Below are 21,165 nucleotides of genomic sequence, written 5' to 3'. Positions count from 1 at the left end.
TCAGATAACCAGTTGAATTAGCACTTTTCAGCGAAATTCGTTGAATTATACTGAGTCTGGATTGCAGGCCGTGGCGCGCGTGCCGGTAAAGCACCAGGTGCGATTGGCGAGCTTTCAACTTACCTTTGAGACAATAAAAAACTGCAGTTGGAGAGTATGGTAATGGCTGAGCGCGAACTGGGAACCGTCAAGTGGTTCAACGATTCCAAGGGTTATGGCTTTATTCAGCGTGAGAGTGGTGCTGATGTGTTCGTCCACTATCGGGCGATTCGCGGCGAAGGCCACCGCTCGCTGGTCGAAGGCCAGCAGGTTGAATTCGCGGTAACCGAAGGCCAGAAGGGCTTGCAGGCGGATGATGTAGCGCCGCGATAAGCCAATTGGCATAAAAAAACCCGTCATCGACGGGTTTTTTTATGCGCGGCTCACATGTAATTACTGAGTGCGCCAGGTGATTTCTTCGACGCCATCGGCGCTGATGCGCATCCAGCGGTCGGCCTGCTCGACACTTTCTTCTTCAACCCAAGTGCCAGGCGCGCAGCGCACTTCTACGTTGAGAGCGGCAAAGGCTGCTTGTGCACACGCCAGATCATCTTCCCAAGGGGTGTCCGCGCTTTCGAGATACAGGCTGTGCCATTTACCGACTGCTTTTGGCAGCCAGGTCACCGCGACATCACCCGCCTTGCACTTGAAGGTCTGGCCCTTTTGCTGCCAACCGGAGCACGGGCCAATGGCCGTGGTCAGCCAGTTGCTGATGTCGTTATGGTCGGCGTCTTTCAGGTAAATCTCGATATCGGGTTGGCGCATGATGGTAAATACCTTTGGACTGTCTGGCATTGAATGGATTGGGCCGGTTGAACTCTAGTCGAGCACAATCCAGTCATAACGAATCGACACTTTAACCTGCAGCGGCTCGGCAATCACGGCCTCGCGGCGCTCGGCACTGGCGCGCCAGCCATGCGGGGTCATTGCCAGCAAGTTGGCGCGGTCAGCACTGTGTTGCAATTGCAGCTCGAACTCCAGCACTTCGCTGTGCGCCAGGCGCATACCTTGCGGAATCAGTTCCAGATGCTTCTGGTCATCGTAGTCGCGGACCTCGTCGTAGAGTTTTTCGCGCAACTGCATCAGGTGTTCACGCGTTGGCCCCATGCGCAGCAAACCGCCGCCGGGCGAGAGCAGGCGCTTGGCTTCCTGCCAGTCGAGCGGGCTGAAAACGCTGGCGAGCAACTGGCACGATGCATCGGCTAAAGGCACCCGCGCCATGCTCGCCACCAGCCACTCAACCGCGGGCGCACGGCGGCATGCACGCTTTACAGCCTCGCGCGAGATATCCAGCGCGTAGCCTTGTGCTTGTGGCAATTGTTCGGCTATCTGTGCGGTGTAATAACCTTCACCGCAGCCAATATCCAGCCACTGCTGCGGCGCATAACTGGCGGCCAGTTCGGCCAGACGCTTGGCCAGCGGGGCATAGTGACCGGCTTCCAGAAAGTCGCGGCGTGCGGCAACCATCGCGGCATTATCGCCCGGGTCGCGACTGTTCTTGTGCTGCACGGGCAACAGATTCAGATAGCCCTGACGCGCCCGGTCGAAGCGGTGGTTGGCCAGGCAGGCGACGCCGTTATCCACAGCGCTGAGCGCGCCGTGGCAAATCGGGCAAATGAGGCTTGAACGGCTCTGGCTCATGTCAGCAGATTGACCAGCGTCTGGTAGTAGATTTCGGTCAGCAGGTCGAGGTCGCTGGCGAGTACGCGCTCGTTGACCTGATGAATTGTTGCGTTGACCGGCCCGAGTTCAACCACCTGAGCGCCCATGGTGGCAATGAAACGCCCATCGGACGTGCCGCCGCTGGTGCTGGCGCGGGTTTCCTGACCGGTTACGCTGCGTACGCTATCGCTCACGGCATCCAGCAAAGCGCCTGGCTCGGTGAGAAACGGCAGGCCGGAAAGTGCCCACTCAAGGTGATAGTCGAGTTCGTGCTTGTCGAGGATCTCGCGCACGCGCTGCTGCAGGCCTTCAACGGTCGACTCGGTGGAGAAGCGGAAGTTGAAGATGGTGCGCAGCTCGCCCGGAATAACGTTGGTCGCGCCGGTGCCAGAGTTGACATTGGAGATCTGGAAACTGGTCGGCGGGAAGAAGTCGTTGCCGTCATCCCAATGTTCGGCAGCCAGTTCAGCCAGCGCCGGAGCTGCCAGATGGATCGGGTTCTTGGCCAGATGCGGGTAAGCCACGTGGCCTTGTACGCCGTTCACCGTGAGGGTGCAACCGAGCGAGCCACGACGGCCATTTTTGACCACGTCGCCGACTTTGGAGGTGCTCGAGGGTTCACCCACAATGCACCAGTCCATGCGCTCGCCACGGTCCATCAGACGTTCGACCACGGCCTTGGTGCCATGATGCGCCGGGCCTTCTTCGTCGCTGGTAATCAGGAAGGCGATGCCGCCTTTGTGCTGCGGATGATCGGCAATAAAGCGCTCGACCGCGACAATCATCGAGGCCAGGCTGCCTTTCATGTCCGCGGCGCCACGGCCGCAAAGCATGCCTTGCTCGTCGATCAGAGCATCGAACGGCTGGTGCTGCCACGCCTGCACCGGGCCTGTCGGTACCACGTCGGTGTGGCCGGCGAAGCACAACACCGGGCCGGTTTTCGAGTGACCGTGAGTGGCCCAGAAGTTATCGACTTCCTCGATGCGCATCGGCTCTACGTTGAAGCCAATGTCGGCCAGGCGGCGCATCATCAACTCTTGGCAGCCTTCATCGACCGGCGTCACGGAAGGGCGACGAATCAGATCGCAGGCAAGTTCGAGGGTCGGGGTCAGGGTGGTCATTACGACTCCAGGGCAACGGTCAGCAGAAAGGCCGACATCTTAAAGCAAAACGGCGGCCATTGGCCGCCGAAACTGCTGATCTGCATGCACCTTGAGCTGCAAGCAGGTTATTCAGGCTTAAGCCGGGGCGGTCTCGGGCGCCTCGTCTTCCTTGGGTTTGGGCAAGGAAGACAGCATCGCCATGATCAGTGCCGCCAGATACGGCAGTGACTGCACCAACAATGTGGTGATCCAGAACTTCACGTCTGCGCTCGGCAGCCCCTGAACCAGCGCAATACCTGCCGCTGCGCCCCACAGCAGGAGCATCAGGAAAACCTCTTCACGGGCCTCGGCCAACGCCACCATAAAGCCATGGCTGCTGCGCATCTTCGGTGTCCGGAAGAACGGAATGCTGGTGGTGAACGCCCCGTACAGCACGGCTTTGGCAATGGTGTGGGACAACGCCAGACCGGCTACGGCGGCGCAGAAGGCATCCTTCAGGTTGACCCCGACATTACGCTGGTAGAGGAACAGGATCTTGCCGATCTTGAACACAAACAACGCCAGTGGCGGGATTGCGAAAATCAACAGTGGCGGGTCAACCCGTTGCGGCACGATGATCATCGCCGCCGACCAGAGCAGGGCACCGGCGGTGAAGAAGATGTTCAGGCCATCGGCAATCCACGGCAACCAGCCTGCAATAAAGTGATAACGCTGCCCGCGCTTGAGCGTCGAGTCGCGGCCAAACAAGCTCTTGGCGTGGCCTTTCATGATCTGGATGGCGCCATACGACCAACGGAAGCGCTGCTTCTTGTAGTCGATAAAGGTGTCGGGCATCAGGCCCTTGCCATAACTGTCGTAGGCATACGCGGCTTGATAGCCCTTCTCGAACACGCGCAGACCCAGCTCGGCGTCTTCGCAGATGGTCCAGTCGGCCCACTGCAGTTCATCCATCACCTTGCGCCGGATCATGGTCATGGTGCCGTGCTGAATGATGGCGTTGCGGTCGTTGCGCGTGACCATGCCGATATGGAAAAAGCCTTTGTATTCGGCGTAGCAAAGCTTCTTGAAGGTGCTTTCAGTGCCGTCGCGGTAATCCTGCGGCGACTGCACCACGGCAATGCTCGGGTCGGCAAAGTGCGGCACCATGTGCTTGAGCCAGTTCGGGTCTACGCAGTAGTCCGAGTCAATAACCGCTACCACTTCAGCATCTGGCGCGGTGTGCGGCAGGATGTAGTTGAGTGCGCCGCCCTTGAAGCCTGCAAGTGGTGCGACGTGGAAGAACCTGAAACGCGGGCCCAGTTGTTCGCAGTACGCCTGCACCGGTTCCCACACCGCCGGGTCCTTGGTGTTGTTGTCGATCAGCAACACTTCAAAGTCCGGATAATCGAGGCGTGCGAGGGCGTCGAGGGTCTGTTTGACCATCTCCGGCGGCTCGTTGTAACACGGCACATGAATCGACACTTTGGGACGGTAATCAGACTCGCCCACAATCGGCCTGAAAGGGCGCCGGCGCACGCGCGTCCAAACGGCCTCGGCCAGTTCATGGGCCTCGGTGAGCAACACGATAAATACGCCGAGCGCGCCGACGCCCAGCAGCAGGCCGACCGTCAGGCTGAACCAGGTGCTGTATTGCTGGCTGTAGTCGTAGCCGATCCACACCAGCGCCGAACCGCCGGCAAAGGCGACAAAGGTCAGGAAGGTCCGGCCATTCTGGCGCAGGGCGCTGCCGTCGATCAGCAGCAGGGCGAGCGACAGCAAGGCCATGACCACAGAACCAATCGCCAGCAGACGCCACTGGGGAATCGCCACGACCGGCCCGGTCAGGTTGAACTTGGGATTTCGATCAAGGTTGTACACGCCCCAATAGGCGCCCACTGAACCTTCATCGCTGATTTTCCACGGCTGGTCGAACGCCTCGATCACAAAGTAGCTGTAGCCCTTGGCATTCAGTGTATTGACCAGGGTGCGCAGATAAATGGCCTGATCCGCCTGGCTGGCATCGGCGCCGCCACGCATGCGGCCGTTACTCGGCCAGCCCACTTCGGAAAGCAGCAGCGGCTTTTTCGGGAACAGGTTTTTCAGGTCTCGGGCACGCTCAAGCACGAACTCGGTCGAGTCCTTCATGGGAATAAATTCCCAGTAAGGCAGCACGTGCGCGGCGATCAGGTCGGAGTGCTGGCCAAGCTCCGGGTACTTCTCCCAGATGTGCCACTGCTCGGAGGTGGTCACCGGTACTTTGACTTTGCTGCGCACGTAATCGAGGTATTCGATGAGCTTGTCGGCGGTGATTTCCTCACGGAACAAGGCCTCGTTGCCCACCACAACCCGCACGACGCTGCGCGATGTGTTTGCCAGCTCGATCGCACGGGCGATCTCGCGGGCATTGCGCACCTCATCATTGCTGATCCAGATGCCCAGGGTGACGCGCAGACCAAACTCTTCGGCCAGTCGTGGGATGTCAGCTAACGTACCATCGACCGAATAGGTGCGGATGTTATCGGTGTGCTTGGAGAGCAGCTCAAGGTCGGAGCGGATCTCTTCATCGTTCGGGTAGGTATTGTTCTGCGGATCTTGCCCCTGGCGAAATGGCGAGAAGGAGAATCCGGATATCTGTTCGGGCCAGTCCGGTGCCGTAACAGGGCGGTTATACAGCGCCCAGATACCGGAAAACAGAGCGGCAATTGCCAGTACAACAACCAGGTTGAGACCAAATTTGCGCGATGGCATGGTGTTTTCAAATTCCGCAGAAAGTAGCAGAAGGGAGCAGGGAGAATCCGGCGAACGCCGGTTGGCGCGCATCCTACTCTCACCCAGGCAGGCTGTATAGCCTGCGTATGCACTGCTCCCCAAGGCAATATTTAACGATGAAGGTTAGAGCGTCGCGTTTGCAATGAGTTCGAAATTTCCTACACCTAACTTCCTGCCCTTAATAAGCGGCGGCGCGTTTCGCGGCTGGCTGATTACGGCTTATCTACCAGCGGGCTTGGGGGTTTGCGTTGAGCTTTCTATAATGCTCGCCTGCATTCAATAGCCGCCTTCAGGGGACAGTAATGACGTTCGACCCACAACGCTTCGGCGGTATCGCCAGACTCTATGGCCAGCAAGGTGCTGAGCGTCTATTGGCGGCGCATGTGGCCGTGGTCGGGATTGGCGGCGTTGGCTCGTGGGCGGCCGAAGCTTTGGCGCGCTCGGGCGTGGGCGAGATTTCGTTGTTCGACCTCGATGACGTGTGCATCACCAACACCAATCGGCAAATTCACGCAATGGACGGCGCTGTCGGCAAGTCCAAGGTCGAGGTGATGGCCGAGCGGGTAAGGGCGATCAATCCGGCGTGCAAGGTGCATGCGGTCACTGATTTCGTCACCCGTGAAACCATGGCCGAGTACATCACCGAAGACATGGATGCGGTCATTGACTGCATCGACAGTGTTAACGCCAAGGCGGCGCTGATTTCGTGGTGCAAGCGGCGCAAGATTCAAATCGTCACCACGGGCGGTGCGGGCGGCCAGATTGATCCGACGCAGATTCGCGTGGGCGATCTGAACAAGACGTTCAACGACCCGCTGGCATCCAAAGTACGCTCAACATTGCGCCGTGATTACAGCTTCTCGCGCACTCAGGGGCGTAATTACAGCGTGCCGTGCGTGTTCTCTACCGAGCAATTACGCTACCCGCTACCCAATGGTTCGATGTGCCTGAGCAAGAGTTTTGTCGGCGACGCCGTGGCCCTTGACTGTGCGGGCGGGCTTGGCGCGGCGATGATGGTGACGGCGACCTTCGGCATGGTCGCCGTGAGTAAGACCGTGGAGAAATTGGTGGAGGGCGTGCGCCGGCCATCTGAGCGGGTTAAGCCGAGCTGACCGCCAACTTCTGCATGCGCTGCAGCACGGCGTTGAGGCCGTTGCTGCGCGAGGGTGACAATTGCCGTGACAGGCCGAGCTGATTAAACCAGTCGATCAGGTCGAGTTGCGCCAGTTCACCGGCAGACAAGCCATTCACCCGAACCAGTAACACGCTGAGCAGTCCGCGCAGCAGGCGGGCGTCGCTGCTGGCGTTGAACTGCCAACTATCACCCTGTTGTTGCGCAACCAGCCAAACCTGACTTTCACAGCCATGCACGCGATTCTCTTCACAGAGTTGCGCGTCACTCAGCGGTTCGAGCCGCGCGCCCCATTGCATCAGCAGTCGCGCGCGTTGCTCCCAGCTACCGGCCGCTTGAAACGCGCTAAGCGCTTCGGCCGCAGGGGCGGGCAAGTCCGGCAGGCTCATTGCAGCAACTCCAGGGCCTGATCAAAGGCATTGAAGAAGCGCATCAAGTCGTTGCCGTTGTTGTACAAACCCAGCGACACACGGATCGCACCCGTCTGGCCGAGGCTTTTCAGCAGCGGCATGGCGCAATGATGACCAACGCGTACCGCAATGCCTTGCTCGGTGAGCAGGTGGGCGAGGTCGGCGTTGTGCACGCCATCAACCACAAAACTAACCAGCGCGACCTCGGGCTGGCCGAGAATTTTCACCTGCGGATACTGACTGAAGCCGGCAAGCAGCGCCTTATGCAGCGCCGCTTCATGCGCGGCGATGGCCGTTGGATTCTGCCCGCTCAGATAATCCAGCGCGGCGCCAAGGCCAATCACGCTGCTGATCGGTGGCGTGCCAGCCTCGAAGCCCAGCGGCGCCGGATTGAATTCCGCCGACTCAAAGGTTGCGCTGCGCACCATCTCGCCGCCGAACTGCCAATGGCGCAACTGCTTTAGAGCCTGCGCCTCGCCATAAATGACGCCGACGCCGTCCGGGCCGTAGAGTTTGTGGCTGGAGAAAACATAAAAGTCGCAGCCCAGCTGCTGCACATCGTGGCGGCCATGCACCACGCCCTGCGCGCCATCGACCACGGTGATTGCGCCGTGTGCTTTGCCGAGTTCGAGTAGCCGGGCCAAGGGCTGCCAGCCACCCAGCACGTTGGAAAGCTGGGTCACGGCTAACAGGCGGGTGCGCGGCCCTACTACTTCAGCGGCCTGTTGCAGGTCAATCTGGCCGTCGTCTGCCAGTGGCAGAACGCGCAGGGTCAGTTGCTTGCGCAGCGCCAGTTGTTGCCACGGCAGCAGATTGGCGTGGTGTTCGGCTGCGCTGATGACGATCTCATCGCCCGCCTGGAACACATCCGCAAGGCCATAGGCCAGCAGATTGAAGGCTTCAGTTGCGCCATGAGTAAAAATGATTTGCGCCGGGTCCGGCGCATTCAACCACTGGCTGACTTTTTCCCGCGTGCCCTCAAACGCCCGCGTCGCACGTTCGCCCGGCACATGCTGGGCACGATGGACATTCGCCGCGCCATGCAGGTAATAGCCGGTGATTGCGTCGATTACGCTCTGCGGTTTTTGCGCGGTGGCCGCGCTGTCGAGGTAGGTCTGGTGCTCGGTTTCAAGCGCCAGAATCCCGGGGAAGTCGGCTCGCCAGGGGGAGTGCAAAGACATGTGGGTATCCAGACATTGGAGTCGCTTAAAGACGAGCTTATACAGCGCTTCGTGTTTAAGCGACTCCCCGTAAGTCGCGCAGCCGCGTTTAGTTGTGCGCGTGCAGCGACTCGTTCAGCTCGATTGCGGACTTGTGCGTCTTGCACTCGACCGCGCCGCTCAGCGAGTTGCGACGGAACAACAGGTCGGGTTGGCCAGCCAGGTCGCGACCCTTGACCACTTTAACCAGGTTGCCTTCGCCGTCGAGCAGGTTGATCTTGGTGCCGGCGGTCACGTACAGGCCCGCTTCAACGGTATTGCGATCGCCCAGAGGGATGCCGATGCCGGCGTTCGCGCCGATCAGGCAGCCTTCGCCGACCGAGATCACGATGTTGCCGCCGCCAGACAAAGTGCCCATGGTCGAGCAGCCGCCGCCAAGGTCGGAACCTTTACCCACGAATACGCCAGCCGATACACGGCCTTCGATCATGCCCGGGCCTGCGGTGCCGGCGTTGAAGTTGACGAAACCTTCGTGCATGACGGTGGTGCCTTCGCCAATGTAGGCGCCCAGACGGATGCGCGAGCTGTCGGCGATGCGCACACCTTTCGGCACGATGTAGTCGGTCATTTTCGGGAACTTGTCGACCGAGAACACTTCCAGCAGCTCGCCGCGCAGACGCGCTTCGAGTTGACGCTCAGCCAGCTCGGCCAGATCGATTGCGCCCTGGCTGGTCCATGCCACGTTTGGCAGCAGCGGGAAGATGCCGCTGAGGTTGACGCCGTGCGGCTGCACCAGACGGTGCGACAGCAGGTGCAGCTTGAGGTAGGCCTCAGGTGTGCTGGTTGGCGATGAGTCTTCGGCCAGGAAGGTCGCGACCAGCGGGTTGTTGCTCTCTGCCAGGCGGGTCAGCAGGGCGCTTTGTGCCTCGTCTACGCTTTTCAGGGCTTCAGCCAGTTGCGCCGCTTGCTGGTTAGTGAACGCAATGGCCTGATTGCCGCCATCGTAGCCGAGCTTTTCGGCGGCCTTGGCAACCAGTTCTTCGCTCGGGTTGAGCAGTGGCTGTGCATAGAAGACTTCGAGCCAGTTGCTCTGACGATTTTGCGTACCGACCCCGAAGGCCAGGCTGAATAGTGCGTTGCTCATGTTTATCTTCCTTACAGCGAATTCAATGTGTGGCGCGTGGGGTTATTCAGTCGGCGTCATGCCTGTGCATGACACCTGGCCTTATGCCATTTCTGCGGCGTAAAGCTCGGGTTTGAAACCCACCAGCGTTTTAGTGCCCAAATCCAACACTGGGCGTTTGATCATCGAAGGTTGGGCCATCATCAATTCGATGGCCTTGCTCTGGTCGAGGTCGCTTTTCTGCGCATCGTCCAGTTTGCGAAAAGTCGTGCCGGCACGGTTGAGGATTTTTTCCCAGCCATGTTCATCACACCACTTTTGCAGGTTTTCGCGGTCGATACCGACGGCTTTGTAATCGTGAAACTGGTAGCTGACCTGATGCTCGTCGAGCCAGGTCCGGGCTTTCTTCATGGTGTCACAGGCTTTGATGCCAAACAGCGTGTTAGTCATACAGACAGACCCTTAACAAAAGTGCGAATCCGTTCGGCGGCTTCAATGCACTCCGCCAGTGGAGCAACCAGCGCCATACGAATGCGGTAGGCGCCTGGATTATTACCCTCAACCTGACGCGACAAATAAGAACCTGGCACTACGGTCACGTGTTGCTGTGCGAACAGGTCACGGGTGAAGGTTTCATCATCCACCGGGGTTTTCGCCCACAGGTAAAAACCACCGTCCGGGCGCTTTACATCGAGCACATCCTTGAGAATTTCAAGTACGGCGTCGAATTTTTCCCGGTACAGGTCGCGATTGGCCAGCACGTGCGCCTCATCTTCCCATGCCGCAATGCTCGCGCGTTGGGTTTGCACCGGCATCGCGCAGCCGTGATAGGTACGGTACAGCAGGAAAGATTTCAAAATGTCGGCGTCACCGGCGACAAAGCCAGAACGCAGGCCCGGCAGGTTGGAGCGCTTGGACAGGCTGTGAAAGACCACGCAGCGCTTGAAGTCATTACGGCCCAATTCGGCGCAGGCGGTCAACAGACCTGCGGGTGGGTTGCTCTCATCAAAATACAACTCGCTGTAGCACTCGTCGCTGGCAATCACAAAGTCATGCTCATCGGCCAGCGCGATCAACTGCTTGAGTACCGGCAGCGGGATCAGCGCGCCCGTCGGGTTGCCGGGCGAGCAGAGGAACAAGACCTGGCAACGCTGCCAGGTCTCGGCGCTGACTTTGGAGAAATCAGGGTTGAAACCATGGTCTTCAAGGCACGGCAGGTAATGCGGCTGGGCGCCGGCCAGCAGGGCGGCGCCTTCGTAGATTTGGTAGAACGGGTTGGGGCTGATTACCAGGCCCGGGAGCGCGTCGGGGCCTTGCGCACGCTTGACCACGGTTTGGGTAAATGCGAACAACGCCTCGCGGGTGCCGTTGACCGGCAGCACGTGGCGCGCCGGATCGAGGGTGCCGGCGGTAAGGTTGAAGCGACGCGTGGCCCAATTGGCGATGGCTTCGCGCAGTGCCGGAATGCCCAGCGTAGTCGGGTACACCGCCAGTTGGTCGAGGTTGCTGCTCAGGGCCTCGGCGACAAACGCCGGGCTGCGGTGCTTGGGCTCGCCAATGGACAGCGCAATCGACGCTTTGTCGGCATTCGGCTGAACACTGCCAAGCAGGGCGCGGAGCTTTTCAAACGGGTAGGGTTGCAGCTGGTTTAACGCGTCGTTCATGTGGGCTTCCTGAAACTTAAACACTGGCTGCGCGGGCCAACGATTTCTTGCGAATAAAAGTTAAATAGAGATCCGGTTGGGTTCGCTCATATGACCACTGGCTTCGGACAGCTGCGAGATTATCGTCTCTTGCAGGCGCATGCATAAGTCCGGGTCAGAGAGCGGCATATTGTTGGCGTCGGTGACGAAGAACACGTCTTCTACCCGCTCGCCAAGGGTGGCAATTTTGGCGTTCTGCAACGACAGGTCGAAGTCGAGGAATATCCCGCCAATCCTGGCCAGCAGGCCCGGCCGATCCGGCGCCGTCAGTTCGAGTATGGTCACCGGGCGCTGTGCATCGTTATGGATGGTCACGCGCGGGGCAAAGTCGAAGTGCTTGAGCTGACGCGGTACGCGACGCTGAATGATATTCGGGTATTCGTCGGGGTTGATCAGTGCGTCGATCAGGCCCTGACGGATCTGCTTGATACGTGCCGGATTGTCGCCAATCGAGCTGCCATCGCCTTCAAGGACGATATAGGTGTCGAGGGTGAACTGGCTGGTCGAGGTCAGAATCCGCGCGTCATGAATATTCAGGTTGAGCTGGGCCATGGCCGCTACGGTTACCGCGAAGAAGTCGTGCTGATCCTGCGCGTAGATGAATATCTGCGTGCCGCCTTCGAACTCGCGCTGGGTGGTTTCCTTGATCAACACCAGCGGATTGCTGTCGTTACCGTGCTGGATGATCGCTTCGGTGTGCCAGGCCACGTCATTGGCGGTGTGGCGCAGGAAGTAGTCATCGCCCAATTGCGACCACAGATGCTCCGCCTCATCAGAGTCGGTGCCGGTGCGTACCAGAATGTCCAGGGCTGCCGTTTGCGTCAGGCGGATCTGCTCTTCGCGCTCCAGACGGTTCTCAAGGCCACGGCGCAGTGCGCGCTTGGTCTCGGTATACAGCTGGCGCAACAGGCTCGCGCGCCAGGAGTTCCAGAGCGTCGGGTTGGTCGCGTTGATGTCGGCGATGGTCAGCACATACAGGTAGTCGAGATGGGTTTCATCGCCGACATGCAGGGCAAAGTCGTGGATTACCTGCGGATCAGAAAGGTCTTTGCGCTGGGCAGTGGTCGACATCACCAAATGGCTCTGCACCAGCCATGTCACCAGTTTCGAGTCCCACGTCGGCAGTTGGTGGCGCTGGCAAAATGCTTCTGCATCGACAGCGCCCAGCTCTGAGTGATCGCCGCCACGGCCCTTGCCGATATCGTGATAAAGCCCGGCGATGTAGATCAGCTCGGGTTTTGGCAGTTTGTCGATCAGCTTGCTTGCCAGCGGGAATTTCTCGGCAAGCTCGGGCCACTTGAATTTGCGCAGGTGCTTGATCAGATTGAGCGTGTGCGCATCGACCGTGAAAATATGGAACAGGTCGTGTTGCATTTGTCCGACAATCAGGCCGAACTCGGGTAAGTAACGGCCAAGAATGCCGTAGCGGTTCATGCGGCGCAGGTTGCGATGGATGCCGGAACTGCTTTTGAACAGCTCGATAAACAGGCTGGTGTTGCGAATGTCGTTGCGAAACTCATCGTCGATCAGGTGTTGATGATCGCGCAGCAAACGGATGGTATCGGCTTTGACGCCCTTGATATCCGGGTGCTGGGCCATCAGCACGAAGATTTCCATGATCGCGAAAGGCGTGCGTTTGAAGACGTTGGGGTGGGTGACCTCGATATAACCGTCGCGCAACTGGAAGCGGCTATTGATCGGTGTCGCCGGGCCCGATTCGCCTGCCCGCAGGATTTGCTCTTCGAAGTGCTGCTTGATCAGGTCGCTGAGTTCAGCGATGCCCATGACCACGCGGTAGTACTTCTGCATGAACTGCTCAATGCCGCGCTTGCTTTCATTCGTCGTATAACCGAGCAGCTCAGCAATTTGCGTCTGGTGATCAAACAACAGTCGATCTTCGGCGCGGCCTGCCAGCATGTGCAGGGCGTAGCGCACCTTCCACAAAAACTCCTGGCTGGACGCGAGCATGTTGTATTCGGTTTTCAGGAGGAAGTCCTGATCGACCATGGATTGCAGATTGAGCGTGCCGAAGTGCCGGCGGGCAACCCAGAGAATGTTCTGGATATCGCGCAAGCCGCCCGGCGAGCCTTTGACGTTAGGCTCAAGGTTGTATTCGGTGTCGTTGTACTTGGCGTGGCGCGCGCGTTGCTCTTTGCGCTTGGCCAGAAAGAATTCGTTGCTCGGCCACATCTGCTCGGTATTGGTCACCTGTTGCATGCGCTGGCGCAAGCGTTCTGGGCCGGCAATGGTGCGGCTTTCCATCAGGTTGGTGATGACGGTCAGGTCGGCGCGGGCTTCGCTGGCGCATTCATCCACTGAGCGCACGCTCTGGCCCACTTCCAGGCCAATGTCCCAGAGCAGGGTGAGGAAGCGCTCGATCGGGTCGCGGAAGGTTTCGTGGTCGGCGCAATCGAGCAGAATCAGCAGGTCGATGTCGGAGTGCGGGTGCAGTTCGCCCCGGCCGTAGCCGCCAACAGCGAGCAGGGCGATATCGGCATCTTCGCTCCACTCCAGCCGACCCCAGGCCTCAAGCAGGATCTGATCAATGAACCAGGCGCGGTCCTCGATCAGTCGGCGAATCTCGCGGCCCGCCATGAAGCGGGCGTCGAGAACTTCGTTGGCACGGCGGATGACTTTCTTGAAGGCTGCAATCGGGCTGGATTTCAATGCCAGTTCGGCTTTGAACTGGCCGCGATCAAACAGTTCGGGATCTACCTGCGGCATACTGCATCCTTCATGGTTACGGCCGTGCTGGCGGATTAGGCTGACGTGCGTGGCAGGGTGTCATCGCTGCGCAGGGTGAAAATCTCGTAGCCATCGGCGGTCACCAGAATGGTGTGTTCCCACTGGGCCGAGAGCTTGCGGTCCTTGGTGATTGCCGTCCAGCCATCACCCAGCAGGCGCGTTTCGGCGCGGCCCTGATTGATCATCGGCTCGATGGTGAAGGTCATGCCTTCCTTCAGTTCCATGCCAGTGCCAGCGCGACCGTAATGCAGAACCTGCGGCTCTTCATGGAACACCGCGCCAATGCCGTGGCCGCAGTATTCGCGGACTACGCTGAAACCGTTTTTCTCGGCGTGCTTCTGAATCACTTCGCCAATATCGCCCAGGCGGGTGCCCGGCTTGACGATTTCGATACCTTTATACATGCACTCTTGGGTGACCTGCGCCAGGCGCTCGGCCCACTCGGCAACCTTGCCCACCATGAACATCTTGCTGGTGTCGCCGTGATAGCCGTCCTTGATCACCGTGATGTCGATGTTCAGCACGTCGCCTTCTTTAAGCGGCTTCTCGTTGGGAATGCCGTGGCAGACAACGTGGTTGATCGAGGTGCAGATCGACTTGGGGAAGCCGCGATAGTTGAGCGGGGCAGGGATGGCCTGCTGCACGTTCACTATATAGTCATGACAAATGCGGTCGAGTTCTTCAGTGGTGACGCCCGGCTTGACGTGCTCACCAATCATCTCGAGCACTTCGGCGGCCAGACGGCCAGCGATGCGCATTTTTTCGATTTCCTCGGGCGTTTTGATGGTCACGGTCATGTGGGCTCTCGCGGTCAAGCTGAAAAAAGAGGTCTATGGTAACAGTTCTAGTCGCCAAGCTATAAGCCGTAAACACGCGGCGGCGAACCCTCCTGCCTGCTGCGGCATAGTTGGCGGGTTGTGTTGCTGCCGTTAAACAGGGCTGGGCGGTCCGGTGTATTGGCGGTGTCGGCGTATTTGCCACCCACCTTAGGTCGGGCAATGGGTTGATCTGATTGCTGATAGGTGTAGCTTAGATCGGGTTGTTGTGGTATAAAACGCGCCGCTTTACGGGCTGTCTGTCTGTAGAGCACTAACCCACACACGTATCGACACGATTTCCTGGGTGCCTTTTGCCACGTGCAAGGGTTGGAGATTGGGATACGTGGAGGCCTAACCCGACTTATTAAGGAACGACAATGTCCCAAGTCAATATGCGCGATATGCTGAAGGCCGGTGTGCACTTCGGCCACCAGACCCGTTACTGGAACCCGAAAATGGGCAAGTTCATTTTCGGCTCGCGTAACAAGATTCACATCATCAACCTTGAAAAAACCCTGCCAATGTTCAACGACGCGCTGTCGTTCGTTGAGAAGCTGGCTGCTGGTAAGAACAAGATTCTGTTCGTTGGTACCAAGCGTTCTGCTGGCAAGATCGTTCGCGAAGAAGCTGCTCGTTGCAACTCTCCGTTCGTCGATCACCGCTGGTTGGGCGGCATGCTCACCAACTACAAAACCATCCGTGCTTCGATCAAGCGCCTGCGTGATCTGGAAACCCAGTCGCAAGACGGTACCTTCACCAAGCTGACCAAGAAAGAAGCCCTGATGCGCAGCCGTGATCTGGAAAAACTGGATCGCAGCCTGGGTGGTATCAAGGACATGGGCGGTCTGCCAGACGCCATGTTCGTAATCGACGTTGATCACGAGCGCATTGCTATCACCGAAGCCAACAAGCTGGGTATCCCGGTTATCGGCATCGTTGATACCAACAGCAGCCCTGAAGGTGTTGACTACATCATCCCAGGTAACGACGACGCAATCCGCGCTATCCAGCTGTACATGGGCGCATTTGCTGACGCAGTTATCCGTGGCCGCAGCAACGCTAACGGTGGCACTGAGGAATTCGTCGCAGAAGCCCCGGCAGCTGAAGCCGCTCAAGGCTAAGCAGTAACCGCCTGCGTTACTCGCTGCGCGAAAAGGGGGCTTGGCCCCCTTTTTGCCACTTATAGAATTGATTGCCCTGTGAAGGGGTGAACTGGTTGAAGACCTACCAAGAGGATTTTCAAAATGGCAGAGATTACTGCAGCCCTGGTTAAAGAACTGCGTGAGCGTACTGGCCAAGGCATGATGGACTGCAAAAAAGCCCTGACTGCTGCTGGTGGCGACATTGAAAAAGCCATCGACGACATGCGCGCAGCAGGTTCGATCAAGGCCGCCAAGAAAGCCGGTAACATCGCAGCTGAAGGCTCTATCGCCGTTAAAGTTGCTGATGACAACAAGCGTGCTCTGATCATCGAAGTTAACGCTCAGACCGACTTCCTGGCTCTGCAAGACGACTTCAAAGGCTTCGTTGCTAACAGCATCGACAAGGCTTTCGCTGAGAACATCACTGACGTTGCTCAGTTGATCGCAGCTCAGGAAGCCGAGCGTGAAGCACTGGTTGTTAAAGTAGGCGAGAACGTCAACATCCGTCGTCTGGCGACTGTTGAAGCTGACGTTGTAGGTTCTTACCTGCACGGTCACCGCATCGGTGTTCTGGTTGCACTGAAAGGCGGCGACGCTGAACTGGCTAAAGACGTTGCCATGCACGTTGCTGCCAGCAACCCGCAGTTCCTCAACCCTTCTGAAGTCTCTGAAGAAGCCATCGCCAAGGAAAAAGAAATCTTCCTGGCGCTGAACGAAGAGAAGATCAAGGGCAAGCCTGCTGAAATCGTTGAGAAAATGACTGCTGGCCGTATCACCAAGTTCCTCGCTGAAGCGAGCTTGGTTGAACAGGCTTTTGTTAAAGACGACAGCGTTAAAGTTGGCGAGCTGGTCAAGAAAGCCGGTGCTGAAATCATCTCCTTCGTACGTTACGAAGTAGGTGAAGGCATCGACAAAGGCGAAACTGACTTCGCCGCTGAAGTAGCTGCTCAATTGGCTGCCAGCAAGCAGTAATTAGCCCCCAAGGCTATTGCTAAAAAGAGGCTGCCCGCTTATGCGCGCGGCCTCTTTGTCAAAATAGGGTGACCGATTGACGCTTTAAGCGTGGGGTCTTTGCATGGCAAAGTTCATCCGCACTGGCAGTGTTGTAGGTAATCCTTGCAGTAACCGGTAAGCTGTTCGGCCGGACGCTAGAATAAACACCTGGATCACGAGCGCTGTTGTTTGTTTGCACGCTCGCAGCATTTTTGTGTCGGGCGCTGTCGAAGTGCTCGAAAGTTGCGAATCATGTCGGTTCGCCAAGAATTTTTAACGCCGCAGGAGAGACTGGTAATGGCTCAGCAGGTGAGTGGTCGTCAACCGCGCTATAAGCGCATTCTGCTCAAGCTTAGCGGCGAGGCGCTGATGGGTTCCGAAGACTTCGGGATCGATCCTAAAGTGCTCGATCGTATGGCCTTGGAAGTAGGCCAGCTGGTAGGTATCGGTGTTCAAGTGGGTCTGGTCATTGGTGGCGGTAACTTGTTCCGTGGTGCGGCTCTGAGCGCATCCGGAATGGACCGTGTGACCGGCGACCACATGGGCATGCTGGCAACTGTAATGAACGCATTGGCCATGCGTGACGCGCTGGAGCGTTCAAACATTCCGGCCATCGTCATGTCGGCCATCTCGATGGTAGGTGTGACCGACCATTATGATCGTCGTAAGGCCATGCGTCATCTGAAAACCGGTGAGGTGGTGATTTTCGCCGCTGGCACTGGTAATCCGTTTTTTACCACCGACTCTGCTGCCTGCCTGCGCGCCATCGAGATCGATGCGGACGTAGTGCTCAAGGCAACCAAGGTGGATGGTGTGTACACCGCTGATCCGTTCAAGGACCCGCACGCCGAGAAATTTGATCACCTGACCTATGACGAGGTTCTGGATCGCAAGCTTGGCGTTATGGATCTGACGGCAATCTGCCTGTGCCGCGACCATAATATGCCGCTTCGTGTGTTTAATATGAATAAGCCTGGCGCTTTGCTCAATGTTGTAGTCGGCGGCGCAGAAGGCACTTTAATTGAGGAAGGTGAACAACAATGATCAACGAGATCAAGCAAGACGCTCAAGTGCGTATGGCCAAGACTCTTGAGTCGCTGGCTGGCGCCTTTGCCAAAATTCGTACCGGCCGCGCACACCCGAGCATCCTCGATAGCGTGATGGTGTCTTACTACGGCACCGACACCCCGCTGCGCCAGGTTGCCAACGTGATGGCAGAAGACTCGCGCACACTGGCATTGACCGTGTTCGACCGGAGCATGATCCAGGCTGTTGAAAAAGCCATTATGACCTCGGATCTGGGCCTGAACCCGTCCACTGCCGGCACCACCATTCGTGTGCCAATGCCTGCCCTGACCGAAGAAACGCGTAAGGGTTACACCAAGCAGGCGCGCGCTGAAGCCGAGAACGCCCGTGTTGCTGTGCGCAACATTCGTCGCGACGCGCTGGCGCAGTTGAAGGATCTGGTCAAGGAAAAGGAAATCAGCGAAGACGACGAGCGTCGCGCCGCTGATGAAATCCAGAAACTGACAGACAAATTTGTCGCCGAAGCCGATAAGGCCTTGGAAGGCAAGGAAGCGGATCTGATGGCCGTCTGACGGCCAGGATGGCGTTATGGAGAAGAGTAAAAACGGCCTCGCCGAAGTAGTGCCGCGCCATGTTGCAATCATCATGGACGGCAATAACCGCTGGGCGAAAAAGCGTTTCATGCCTGGTGTGGCGGGACATAAAGCCGGCGTTGATGCCGTTCGTGCGGTGATCGAGGTCTGCGCAGAGGCCGGGGTTGAGGTGCTGACCCTGTTTGCCTTCTCCAGCGAGAACTGGCAGCGTCCGGCTGAAGAAGTCGGCGCGCTCATGGAGTTGTTCCTGGCAGCGCTGCGGCGTGAAACCAAGAAACTCAATGAGAACGGTATCAGTTTGCGGATTATCGGCGATCGCGCTCGCTTTCATCCGGATCTGCAAACCGCCATGCGTGACGCTGAAGCACAAACGGCTGGCAATAAGCGCTTTGTGCTGCAGATTGCCGCAAATTATGGTGGTCAGTGGGATATCGCTCAGGCGGCGCAGCGTCTTGCCCGTGAAGTGCAGGGCGGCCACTTGCAGCCTGCCGACATAACCCCGCAGTTGCTGCAAAGCTGCTTGGCGACGGGCGACCTGCCGTTACCGGATCTGTGCATCCGTACCGGTGGCGAGCATCGCATTAGCAACTTCCTGTTGTGGCAGTTGGCTTACAGCGAACTGTATTTTTCCGACCTGTTCTGGCCGGATTTCAAGCATGACGCCATGCGCAAAGCACTCGCTGACTTTTCCAAACGCCAGCGGCGGTTTGGTCGCACCAGTGAGCAAATCGAAGCCGAGGCGAAAGCTTAATGCTTAAACAACGAATCATCACCGCGCTCATCCTGTTGCCGATAGCGCTGGGTGGCTTCTTCCTGCTTGAGGGAGGCGCTTTTGCCCTGTTTATCGGGGCCGTTGTGACGCTGGGTGGTTGGGAGTGGGCGCGTCTGGCCGGCTTTCCTGCGCAGTGGCAGCGTGTGCTGTTTGCAGCGCTTGTTGCCGTATTGTTGCTCGGGCTTTACCACGCGCCGATTCTGGCGACGCCGGTGTTGCTGCTGGGTGTGTTGTGGTGGTGCGTGGCGACAGCTTTGGTATTGAAGTTCCCGCAGTCTGCTGTGTATTGGGCGCCTGCCTGGCGGCGGATTGCCATTGGTTTGCTGATCTTGCTGCCGGCCTGGCAGGGCTTGGTCCTGTTCAAGCAATGGCCGCAAGCCAATTGGCTGATTCTCGCCGTGATGGTGCTGGTCTGGGCGGCCGATATCGGTGCTTATTTCTCCGGCAAGGCCTTTGGCAAGCGCAAACTGGCCCCCGCAGTGAGTCCCGGCAAGAGCTGGGAAGGCATGATTGGCGGCATGTGTACGTGCCTGCTGATTACGCTGGTCACCGGTATCGTTCAGGGCTGGTCCGCCGGAAATACAGTTCTGGCGCTGCTGGGTGCTGCCATCGTTGTGGCAGTCTCGGTCGTCGGCGACCTGACCGAGAGCATGTTCAAGCGTGAGTCCGGCATCAAGGACAGCAGCAATCTGCTGCCTGGCCACGGCGGCGTGCTTGATCGCATCGACAGCCTGACGGCTGCGATACCGGTCTTTGCGCTGCTGCTGTTGCTGTCTGGCTGGGCAACTCTGTGAGTCACGTTCAGCAAATTACCGTGCTCGGGGCGACGGGCTCGATTGGCTTGAGCACGCTTGATGTCATCGCGCGTCATCCCGAGCGTTACGCTGTTTTTGCCCTGAGTGGGTTCAGTCGTCTGGCAGAACTGGAGGCCTTGTGTCTCAAGCATCGCCCACGGTTTGCGGTGGTGCGTGACGAGCAGGCGGCTGAGCTGTTGAGCGGCGGTCTGCAATCCGCAGGCTTGAGCACCGAAGTATTGATCGGTGAAAGCGGTTTGTGCACGGTGGCCAGTCACCCGCAGGTTGATACGGTGATGGCGGCAATCGTCGGTGCGGCGGGGCTCAAGCCAACGCTGGCGGCGGTTGAGGCGAGCAAGAAGGTGCTGCTGGCCAACAAGGAAGCGCTGGTGATGTCGGGCGATCTGTTTATGCAGGCCGTCAAACACAGTGGCGCGGTGCTGTTGCCTATCGACAGCGAACACAACGCGATTTTCCAATGTCTGCCGAACAATTATGCCAATGGCCTTGAGTCGGTGGGTGTGCGCCGTATTCTGCTGACCGCCTCTGGCGGGCCATTCCGTGAAACACCGCTTGAACAACTGGCTCATGTAACGCCTGAGCAGGCGTGTGCCCATCCGAACTGGTCAATGGGGCGCAAGATATCGGTCGATTCGGCGAGCATGATGAACAAAGGCCTGGAGTTGATCGAGGCCTGCTGGTTGTTCAATACGCGCCCGGCCAAGGTCGAGGTGGTGATTCATCCACAGAGCGTGATTCATTCGCTGGTCGACTACGTAGACGGCTCGGTGCTGGCGCAGATGGGTAATCCGGATATGCGCACGCCAATCGCCCATGCGCTGGCGTGGCCGGAGCGAATCGACTCCGGTGTGCCGCCTCTGGACCTGTTTGCGGTCGCGCGGCTGGATTTTCAGGCGCCGGATGAGGTGCGTTTCCCGTGCTTGCGCCTGGCGCGTGAAGCGGCGGATGCTGGCGGTACTTCACCGGCCATGCTCAACGCGGCGAATGAAGTGGCGGTTGAGGCATTTCTTCAGCGGCGCATTCGTTTTAACGAAATCCCGAGTATCATCGAAGATGTTCTGAGCACGCAGCCTGGTGTTGCTGTCGAAGGGCTTGCTACCGTGCTGGAGGCTGATCGCGTTGCGCGCAGCCTGGCTGAGCAATGGCTTACACGTCGTGGATAAACCACGCGGAGAAGAGTG

The 21,165-nt window shown here is 58.4% G+C and carries 20 protein-coding genes; 9 read left to right on the top strand and 11 right to left on the bottom strand.

Annotated features, from left to right (window positions below):
• The first annotated feature begins 162 nt into the window (after positions 1 to 162).
• Positions 163 to 372: a cold-shock protein gene (locus tag PMYSY11_RS15955; RefSeq protein ID WP_069899496.1), complete on the top strand. Its 210-nt coding sequence runs from the start codon at positions 163 to 165 to the stop codon at positions 370 to 372.
• Positions 373 to 432: 60 nt separating this feature from the next.
• Here PMYSY11_RS15955 and PMYSY11_RS15950 read toward each other — a convergent pair whose 3' ends face one another.
• The 4 genes from PMYSY11_RS15950 to PMYSY11_RS15935 form a co-directional block, all read right to left on the bottom strand.
• Positions 433 to 804, bottom strand: coding sequence for a hypothetical protein (locus PMYSY11_RS15950; RefSeq protein WP_150547405.1), 372 nt, complete (start codon positions 802 to 804; stop codon positions 433 to 435).
• 54 nt (positions 805 to 858) lie between these two features.
• Positions 859 to 1,680: a putative RNA methyltransferase gene (locus PMYSY11_RS15945; RefSeq protein ID WP_150547404.1), complete on the bottom strand. Its 822-nt coding sequence runs from the start codon at positions 1,678 to 1,680 to the stop codon at positions 859 to 861.
• A complete protein-coding gene (gene dapE, locus PMYSY11_RS15940; RefSeq protein WP_150547403.1) occupies positions 1,677 to 2,822 on the bottom strand; it encodes a succinyl-diaminopimelate desuccinylase in 1,146 nt (381 codons plus the stop codon). Before dapE ends, PMYSY11_RS15945 begins: the two co-directional genes overlap by 4 nt.
• Before the next feature lie 117 nt (positions 2,823 to 2,939).
• The gene (locus tag PMYSY11_RS15935; RefSeq protein ID WP_069899493.1) at positions 2,940 to 5,531 is read right to left on the bottom strand and encodes a glycosyltransferase; all 2,592 of its coding nucleotides are present in this window, start codon (positions 5,529 to 5,531) and stop codon (positions 2,940 to 2,942) included.
• Positions 5,532 to 5,854: 323 nt separating this feature from the next.
• On the opposite strand from PMYSY11_RS15935, the gene tcdA reads away from it, so the two are divergent.
• The gene (gene tcdA / locus PMYSY11_RS15930) at positions 5,855 to 6,664 is read left to right on the top strand and encodes a tRNA cyclic N6-threonylcarbamoyladenosine(37) synthase TcdA (RefSeq protein ID WP_090508905.1); all 810 of its coding nucleotides are present in this window, start codon (positions 5,855 to 5,857) and stop codon (positions 6,662 to 6,664) included.
• On the opposite strand, the gene PMYSY11_RS15925 is transcribed toward tcdA, so the two are convergent.
• The 7 genes from PMYSY11_RS15925 to map form a co-directional block, all read right to left on the bottom strand.
• Positions 6,651 to 7,073, bottom strand: a complete 423-nt coding sequence (locus PMYSY11_RS15925; RefSeq protein ID WP_150547402.1) for a SufE family protein — start codon at positions 7,071 to 7,073, stop codon at positions 6,651 to 6,653. The genes tcdA and PMYSY11_RS15925 overlap by 14 nt on opposite strands.
• Positions 7,070 to 8,275, bottom strand: a complete 1,206-nt coding sequence (locus tag PMYSY11_RS15920; protein ID WP_150547401.1) for an aminotransferase class V-fold PLP-dependent enzyme — start codon at positions 8,273 to 8,275, stop codon at positions 7,070 to 7,072. The genes PMYSY11_RS15925 and PMYSY11_RS15920 overlap by 4 nt, the downstream gene beginning before the upstream one ends.
• An 88-nt stretch (positions 8,276 to 8,363) precedes the next feature.
• Positions 8,364 to 9,398, bottom strand: a complete 1,035-nt coding sequence (gene dapD / locus PMYSY11_RS15915; protein WP_150547400.1) for a 2,3,4,5-tetrahydropyridine-2,6-dicarboxylate N-succinyltransferase — start codon at positions 9,396 to 9,398, stop codon at positions 8,364 to 8,366.
• A gap of 81 nt (positions 9,399 to 9,479) precedes the next feature.
• Positions 9,480 to 9,827, bottom strand: coding sequence for an ArsC family reductase (locus PMYSY11_RS15910; protein ID WP_069899488.1), 348 nt, complete (start codon positions 9,825 to 9,827; stop codon positions 9,480 to 9,482).
• A complete protein-coding gene (gene dapC / locus PMYSY11_RS15905; RefSeq protein ID WP_150547399.1) occupies positions 9,824 to 11,041 on the bottom strand; it encodes a succinyldiaminopimelate transaminase in 1,218 nt (405 codons plus the stop codon). The genes PMYSY11_RS15910 and dapC overlap by 4 nt, the downstream gene beginning before the upstream one ends.
• Before the next feature lie 60 nt (positions 11,042 to 11,101).
• On the bottom strand, positions 11,102 to 13,804 hold the full coding sequence (locus PMYSY11_RS15900) for a [protein-PII] uridylyltransferase (RefSeq protein ID WP_090508901.1): 2,703 nt from the start codon (positions 13,802 to 13,804) through the stop codon (positions 11,102 to 11,104).
• 35 nt (positions 13,805 to 13,839) lie between these two features.
• The gene (gene map, locus PMYSY11_RS15895) at positions 13,840 to 14,622 is read right to left on the bottom strand and encodes a type I methionyl aminopeptidase (RefSeq protein ID WP_069899485.1); all 783 of its coding nucleotides are present in this window, start codon (positions 14,620 to 14,622) and stop codon (positions 13,840 to 13,842) included.
• A 398-nt stretch (positions 14,623 to 15,020) separates the two neighbouring features.
• On the opposite strand from map, the gene rpsB reads away from it, so the two are divergent.
• From rpsB to ispC, 7 genes are all read left to right on the top strand, one after another.
• Positions 15,021 to 15,764, top strand: a complete 744-nt coding sequence (gene rpsB, locus PMYSY11_RS15890) for a 30S ribosomal protein S2 (RefSeq protein WP_069899484.1) — start codon at positions 15,021 to 15,023, stop codon at positions 15,762 to 15,764.
• 123 nt (positions 15,765 to 15,887) lie between these two features.
• Positions 15,888 to 16,757 (top strand): translation elongation factor Ts, encoded by an 870-nt coding sequence (tsf, locus tag PMYSY11_RS15885; RefSeq protein WP_069899483.1) that lies wholly within the window; start codon positions 15,888 to 15,890, stop codon positions 16,755 to 16,757.
• Positions 16,758 to 17,075: 318 nt separating this feature from the next.
• Positions 17,076 to 17,822 carry a UMP kinase gene (pyrH, locus tag PMYSY11_RS15880; protein WP_069899482.1) on the top strand — a complete coding sequence of 249 codons (747 nt, stop codon included), beginning with the start codon at positions 17,076 to 17,078 and terminating at the stop codon, positions 17,820 to 17,822.
• Positions 17,819 to 18,376, top strand: coding sequence for a ribosome recycling factor (gene frr / locus PMYSY11_RS15875; RefSeq protein WP_069899481.1), 558 nt, complete (start codon positions 17,819 to 17,821; stop codon positions 18,374 to 18,376). The genes pyrH and frr overlap by 4 nt, the downstream gene beginning before the upstream one ends.
• A 16-nt stretch (positions 18,377 to 18,392) precedes the next feature.
• Positions 18,393 to 19,148, top strand: a complete 756-nt coding sequence (gene uppS, locus PMYSY11_RS15870; protein WP_069899480.1) for a polyprenyl diphosphate synthase — start codon at positions 18,393 to 18,395, stop codon at positions 19,146 to 19,148.
• Positions 19,148 to 19,963 (top strand): phosphatidate cytidylyltransferase, encoded by an 816-nt coding sequence (locus PMYSY11_RS15865; RefSeq protein ID WP_150547398.1) that lies wholly within the window; start codon positions 19,148 to 19,150, stop codon positions 19,961 to 19,963. The genes uppS and PMYSY11_RS15865 overlap by 1 nt, the downstream gene beginning before the upstream one ends.
• On the top strand, positions 19,960 to 21,147 hold the full coding sequence (gene ispC, locus PMYSY11_RS15860) for a 1-deoxy-D-xylulose-5-phosphate reductoisomerase (protein WP_150547397.1): 1,188 nt from the start codon (positions 19,960 to 19,962) through the stop codon (positions 21,145 to 21,147). The genes PMYSY11_RS15865 and ispC overlap by 4 nt, the downstream gene beginning before the upstream one ends.
• Positions 21,148 to 21,165: the final 18 nt, after the last annotated feature.

Source organism: Pseudomonas marincola (assembly GCF_900682675.2).
GTDB classification, from domain to species: Bacteria; Pseudomonadota; Gammaproteobacteria; order Pseudomonadales; family Pseudomonadaceae; genus Aquipseudomonas; species Aquipseudomonas marincola.
This window is presented reverse-complemented; position numbering and strand designations above follow the sequence as displayed.